At 47.1% G+C, this 6,333-nt stretch carries 6 protein-coding genes; 3 read left to right on the top strand and 3 right to left on the bottom strand.

Annotated elements, in window-relative coordinates; genetic code table 11:
• The first annotated feature begins 75 nt into the window (after nt 1-75).
• The 3 genes from NDI42_RS18210 (at nt 76) to NDI42_RS18200 (ending at nt 2,906) form a co-directional block, all read left to right on the top strand.
• Nucleotides 76-813: an Rpn family recombination-promoting nuclease/putative transposase gene (locus NDI42_RS18210; RefSeq protein ID WP_190457598.1), complete on the top strand. Its 738-nt coding sequence runs from the start codon at nt 76-78 to the stop codon at nt 811-813.
• Between the two features lie 96 nt (nt 814-909).
• The gene (locus tag NDI42_RS18205; RefSeq protein WP_313931372.1) at nt 910-2,247 is read left to right on the top strand and encodes a glycoside hydrolase family 10-like protein; all 1,338 of its coding nucleotides are present in this window, start codon (nt 910-912) and stop codon (nt 2,245-2,247) included.
• Between the two features lie 137 nt (nt 2,248-2,384).
• A complete protein-coding gene (locus NDI42_RS18200; RefSeq protein WP_199311289.1) occupies nt 2,385-2,906 on the top strand; it encodes a hypothetical protein in 522 nt (173 codons plus the stop codon).
• Nucleotides 2,907-2,924: 18 nt separating this feature from the next.
• Here NDI42_RS18200 and NDI42_RS18195 read toward each other — a convergent pair whose 3' ends face one another.
• The 3 genes from NDI42_RS18195 to clpP all read right to left on the bottom strand — a co-directional run bounded on the left by NDI42_RS18195 (nt 2,925) and on the right by clpP (nt 6,308).
• A complete protein-coding gene (locus tag NDI42_RS18195; RefSeq protein ID WP_190457590.1) occupies nt 2,925-3,857 on the bottom strand; it encodes an alpha/beta fold hydrolase in 933 nt (310 codons plus the stop codon).
• A 405-nt stretch (nt 3,858-4,262) separates the two neighbouring features.
• A complete protein-coding gene (clpX, locus tag NDI42_RS18190) occupies nt 4,263-5,603 on the bottom strand; it encodes an ATP-dependent protease ATP-binding subunit ClpX (protein WP_190425637.1) in 1,341 nt (446 codons plus the stop codon).
• Between the two features lie 9 nt (nt 5,604-5,612).
• On the bottom strand, nt 5,613-6,308 hold the full coding sequence (gene clpP / locus NDI42_RS18185; protein ID WP_190457588.1) for an ATP-dependent Clp endopeptidase proteolytic subunit ClpP: 696 nt from the start codon (nt 6,306-6,308) through the stop codon (nt 5,613-5,615).
• Between the last annotated feature and the right edge of the window lie 25 nt (nt 6,309-6,333).

Below are 6,333 nucleotides of genomic sequence, written 5' to 3'. Positions count from 1 at the left end.
GGTAGCATTTTTGTTAGATAGGTCTTGTTGACAATAACGGGCCTATTTTTCTTACCATAATTGGGTTAAACCTGTATACAGCTTGGATTCCGGGGCGCGTGTCACCCCCTCAGGGAAGTCAAAGAAACAGCTAAACGTATTGATGGAGTATTTGTTCCGTCTAACGAAAGCCGTAAACCCATCTACTTTGTTGAAGTCCAGTTTCAACCAGATGATATCTTTTACTATCGATTATTTACCGAAATTTTCCTCTATCTCGGTCAAAATAAACCTAAAAGAGATTGGCGTGCCGTGGCAGTGTTTTGCCGAAGAAGTATCGACCAAGCAGTGCCAATAGAATATCAGCGACTGCTGCTAAGTCAGCAAGTACAGTGGGTGTATTTGGATGAATTGGAGGAAACCGCAAATTCATCAGTAGGTTTGGGGATGGTGCGGCTAGTAGTTGAGAATGAAGATACAGCCCAGACGCTGGCTAGACAGTTAATTCAGAAGGCACAACAAGAGCTTGAGGATGAAGCACTCAGGCGAAAGGTTTTAGAATTGATTGAGACGATATTGGTCTACAAATTTACTCAATTAAGCCGTCAGGAGTTAGAAGCAATGTTTGGATTAAGTGATCTAAAACAAACGAGAGTCTATCAAGAAGCTAAGGAAGAGGGTAAACTAGAAGGCAAACTAGAAGGCAAACTAGAAGGCAAACTAGAAACAGTGCCTCGCTTGTTACAGCAGGGGTTGAGTGTAGAACAAATAGCTGAGGTTTTAGAGTTGGACATCGAAGCCGTGAGGAAGGTAGCTCAACAATCCGATAGCTGATAAGATAGCGATCGCAAAGTTGCTGCTAAATTTTTCAGACCAGTGGGAAGACTTACTCTTATTTTCCAGCTACGAGTTTATGGAAGCTTTCGCTGAGTGACTAGAAAGCGTCACAGAGGCAGAAAAGGAAAACAGAACCGGAATCCAACCTGGTTCATTTCTTGGCTATGCTTGGGACTAGCGATCGCATTGTCAATTTATCCTCCCCAGTTTAAAGCAAATCCCCCAACGATTTCAGCTTCTACGGAGTTAAGAGGCGTTTGGCTGACCAATGTTGCCAGTGGCGTGCTATATACCCCTTGGGGAATCAACAGAGCATTAGACCAGCTATCTCAACTAAACTTCAACACCGTCTATCCGGTAGTCTGGAACCGAGGAAATACCTTCTATCCCAGTTCTGTAGCCAAACGGGTAACTGGTCGTTCTCAAGACAGAGGACTGAAGATTCTACGGCTAGGAAACGATGTTTTGGCGCAGATAGTCAAGCAAGGAAATCGACAGCGGCTTAGGGTGATTCCTTGGTTTGAGTATGGCTTCATGGCTCCGGCTGGCTCAAATCTGGCGAAGCGTCACCCCGGCTGGATCTCACTTCGTGGGGACGGTACAAAGATGCTGACGCCAGATATATTAGAACCAAACTTGCTTAAGCCTGCAAAGCCAAATGTTGAACCTTCCTCTCGAAAAATTCAAGAATTCATCCGCAAACAGTTGACTCGAAAAGTAGTTTGGCTCAATCCTCTGCACCCGGAAGTACAGCAGTTTATTCTCGATTTAATTGTTGAAGTTGTCGAAAAATATGATGTGGCTGGGATTCAATTAGACGATCATTTTGGCTTACCTGTTGAGCTTGGCTACGACCCCTACACAATCAGACTATACCAACAAGAACATCAGGGAAAAAGCCCCCCGATTAATCCGAAAGATTCCGAGTGGATACGCTGGAGAGCAGACAAAATTACTGATTTTATGGAACGAGTTTTCCAAGCTGTAAAATCCGTTAATCCTTACTGTCTGGTGTCCTTATCTCCTAACCCTTACAATTTTGCCTATAGATCCTATCTCCAAGATTGGCAGACTTGGATAAAGCGTGGTTTGGTGAATGAGTTAGTTTTGCAGGTGTATCGCGATGACTTGAAAACTTTTGCTGCGGAGTTGTCGCAACCAGCAGTGCAGATGGCTCGCGGTCAGATTCCCGTCGGTGTGGGGATATTATCAGGGTTATGGGGTCGTCCTGTGGACATGAAGCAAATTCAGCAGCAGGTTCAGATGGTGCGTGATCGCGGTTTTAATGGGGTATCCTTTTTCTACTGGGAAAGTTTATGGAGTTATATGTCTCCAGAGTCACCCAAAAAACGCCGAGAAGCTTTCCGTTCGCTTTTTCCCGCAAGCGCTACACAACCAAAAGTTTTGCCGAAGTCACCTCCAACCGGATAGTATAAGTGGGTCTTAATACCGTTTGGCTCTTAGCTTGATTGTTTCCTACTGCTGAAAATACTTCTCAATCAAAAATCAAAAATCAAAAATCAAAAATTGGATGCTTTTTCTGGTTGCAATGGGTGTTAGTCACTTGTGTGGGTTTTTTAGTTAGTTTGCTGTGGGTGGAAATTGGCGATAGAACCGATATTAGACTTGTAGAGGGCACAATAGGTGCAAGCGCGATCGCATTTTCTCAAGCATTGGTTCTTAGACAGCATCTTGCGATCGCTTGGTGGTGGATATTAGCGAGTATACTCAGTTGGGCTTTAATCGGGGGCAGTGGTATGGGTGCCATAGGCTGGGTTGCCCCCGGAACCTTACTTTCTGAACCTAGAATAATCTTTGGTGTCTTGAATGGGACAATTGTAGGCACAATGCTTGGGCTGGGGCAATGGTTGGTACTCAGGCAGCAAGTCAAAAAAGCTTGGATGTGGATCTTAGCAAATGTTGCAGGCTGGGCGATAGGGCTGTCTATCGGCTGGACTGTAGGTGGAATTTTGCGCCAGACTACGCGCCTATTCTTCAGCGAATTAATCGGTTTGACCTTAGCATGGGTTGTAGTCGCTGGAATTACAGGTGTTGCCTTGGTTGTGTTGCTGAGGGGAAAACCTGCCTGAGTACAATAGCGATCGCAACTAAGACACTATAGTTTGGTCGAAACTTTGCTCAGTGCCTATTCCCAAAAACTTTCGCACTACCTTCAGATAAGCTTCTGGTGCTTCCAGCATGGGAAAGTGAGCAGTATCGGGAATCTCGACATACTCCACCTTGTCACTCAATCCTGCGGCAACACGCCCCATCGCGGCGGGGATAATGATATCGTATTCGCCAGCTACTATAAGTGTTGGAACGCTAAGCTTGGCGAACTCATTCGGCATCACTTGGGCTGCTTTTTCGCTAACCGAGGTAATCATGGTGCCTACAGCAGCTTGGTAATCTGCCATCAGAAAATCGTCTAAGAAAGCACGACTGATAGCACTGGGTAGGGGACGATGCACGAATCGTTTCATAAACATCCGGTCAACGAGGGGAAGTTGATACAGCCAACGGGGGCGGAATTTGACGACGTAGCCGCCAAATTTGTGAAAGGCTTTAAATGCTTTTTCGTCGTATTCAAAAACGCCGCTACAGGTTAAAATTGCTTTTTCTACTAGCTCTGGGTAGCGGTTGAGAAAAAAGACGGCGACAGATGCTCCCATTGAGTGGGCATTAACATAGACGCGATCGCACTGTAAGGCCTCTAACAACCCTGCTAAGTCGTCGGCGTATTCCTCCATTTCATATGTCAACTCTTCCGCTGTAGCTGGTTCTTCTGCCAGTGGCGAGGATTCTTCCGCTAGGACGCTACCGTTCCCCATAGGCGAAATTTTACGCGATCGCCCAAATCCTCGCATATCATAAAGCAAGCAGTCAAAAGTCTCCGAAAGGGCTTTAGCAGGGGTTTCCCAGTAACGAGAAGATCCACCCCAACCGTGCATGAAGACAATTACTGGCTTTTTTTCACCATCTTTCGGTGTCTTGATCCATTCGTAGTAATGCGAAGTGCCGCGAACTTGAATTTGAGGCATTTTATGACTTTTGAGTTTTGAGTATCTAGGGTAGTACCCATCCCAATACATCTCTCTTAACCTCTCCCCAACTCCTCTCCTTCTAGGAGAGGGGCTTTGATGTTTCTCCCTTCCTTAGTAGGGAAGGGCAGGGTGGTTTCATTTATTAAAAGAAAATTCTGTAACATTGATTTTGGTTGCCGGTAGGGGCATGGTAATGCCATGCCCCTACAAAATGTTGCAGTTTTCGATATTTTCTCTCACTGTATGAAACCACCCTGCTTCCCTACTAGGGAAGGGGGCTAAATCGTTAGGTCTGCCTTATAAGGGGAAGTATTGGTGTCTACCCTACTATTATGTAAAAAACCCGCTTTCCAGAGAAAACGGGTTTCTATATTTTCAGCTTTTTTGTACCACTGCTACAAATTATGCAGATTCAGGCTTGGGCATGGAAGAGGGATGCACGATCAATTCCGCAGTAGAACGCTTCTCTACCATCTCTCGCGTAATGGTACATCGAGTCACATCCTTGCGGGACGGCAACTCATACATCACATCCAGCATTAATTCTTCAACAATTCCTCGCAGCGCCCGTGCGCCAGTTTTCCGCCGATACGCTTCTTGCGCGATCGCCCGCAGCGCATCCGGCTTAAAGTCTAGCTGCACGTTGTCCATCTTCAGCAACTTCTGGTACTGCTTCGCCAACGCATTCCGAGGCTCCGTCAAAATCGCCATCAGCGCCTCTTCATCCAGCGGATCGACGACCGCCACCACTGGCACTCGACCGATAAACTCTGGAATCATCCCAAATTTCACCAGGTCGTCCGGCTCCAAGTGCCGCACAATATCCGCTGTGCGCTTTTCTCTCGGCTGCCCTTCACCACCTTGAACAAAGCCTATTGACTTTTTGCCAATTCTCTGCTCTACAACTTTCTCCAGACCAACAAAGGCACCACCACAGATAAACATGATGTTGCTCGTGTCAATTTGGATGCAGTCCTGATAGGGATGCTTCCGTCCGCCTTGAGGCGGCACGTTGGCGATTGTCCCCTCCAGCATCTTCAGCAAAGCTTGCTGTACGCCTTCACCAGAGACATCCCGCGTAATTGAGGGATTTTCGCTCTTGCGGGCGATTTTGTCAATTTCATCTATGTAGATGATTCCCCGCTGCGCCTCTTCCACATCCAAGTCTGCCACCTGCAACAGTCGCAGCAGGATATTTTCCACATCTTCTCCGACATACCCTGCTTCCGTCAGAGTGGTAGCATCTGCTACAGCAAAGGGTACATCCAGAATACTTGCCAGCGTTTGTGCCAGAAGTGTTTTCCCGCAACCTGTGGGGCCAATCAGGAGAATGTTCGATTTTTGGAGTTCTACCTGATCGTCATGCCCCGCTTTGCCATTATTCTTAGATTGGATAAAACTTAGGCGCTTGTAGTGGTTGTATACCGCTACCGAAAGCACTTTCTTGGCTTCGTCTTGACCAATTACGTGTTCATCGAGATACTTTTTCAGTTCTCTCGGCTTGGGAATTTGGCTCAGAGAGAGACTAGAGGAACGGACGCGGCGCTTCTGGGGAGGTTCGGCACGGGGAACCGGCTGAGGTGCTGGAGTCCCAGAGTCCAGTAGCTCCTCATCTAAAATTTCATTACACAGGTCAACGCATTCATCGCAAATGTAGACTCCCGGCCCGGCAATTAATTTGCGTACCTGTTCTTGGGACTTGCCACAAAAGGAACATTTCAGATGGGAGTCGTACTTAGACATACTTGCCTCTTATCTCAGTGAAGTGACAGCTGCTTCCGCCTGGGGAAGGTTCTGCCTGGAGATGACCTGATCGATGAGACCGTAATCTTTGGCCTCAGCCGATGACATAAAGAAATCGCGCTCGGTATCTTCCGATATTTTCTCAAACGGTTGACCCGTGCTGTGAGCCAGTAACTCGTTCAGTTTTTGCTTATGATAAAGAATTTCTTTGGCTTGAATTTCGATATCAACTGCTTGTCCCTGAGCTCCGCCGAGGGGCTGGTGAATCATAATCCTGGCACTGGGTAGAGCCATGCGCTTACCCTGCGCTCCACCTGCTAACAAAAACGCCCCCATGCTGGCTGCTAATCCATAGCATATGGTAACAACATCAGGCCGTATTTGCTGCATTGTGTCATATATTGCCATACCAGATGTCACCGAACCGCCGGGGGAGTTGATGTACATCTGAATGTCTTTTTCCGGGTCTTCTGCGTCTAGAAACAACAGCTGAGCCACAATTGAGTCAGCCACCACATCGTCAACCGGAGTCCCTAAGAAAACGATGCGCTCCCGCAGTAGCCGCGAGTAAATATCGAACGCCCGTTCCCCCATACCGGATTGTTCCACCACCATAGGAACAACGTTGCTTGAACCGAAGGCGGAGTAAATATCCGGTTTTCTTTGGCTTGTGATTTCGTAATTCCGGGATAGAGATATAACCATAAACGAGCGAAGTCTAACCCTGCAC

Origin of the sequence: Funiculus sociatus GB2-C1 (genome assembly GCF_039962115.1) — a bacterium.
GTDB lineage: Bacteria > Cyanobacteriota > Cyanobacteriia > Cyanobacteriales > FACHB-T130 > Funiculus > Funiculus sociatus.
Note: the sequence above shows the minus strand (reverse complement) of the source record. Positions and strands in the feature narration are given on the sequence as shown.

Coding starts and splice junctions, on each gene's coding strand:
- clpP (WP_190457588.1), bottom strand. CDS start 6,308: ATGGTTATATCTCTATCCCGGAATTACGAAATCACAAGCCAAAGAAAA.
- clpX (WP_190425637.1), bottom strand. CDS start 5,603: ATGTCTAAGTACGACTCCCATCTGAAATGTTCCTTTTGTGGCAAGTCC.
- NDI42_RS18195 (WP_190457590.1), bottom strand. CDS start 3,857: ATGCCTCAAATTCAAGTTCGCGGCACTTCGCATTACTACGAATGGATC.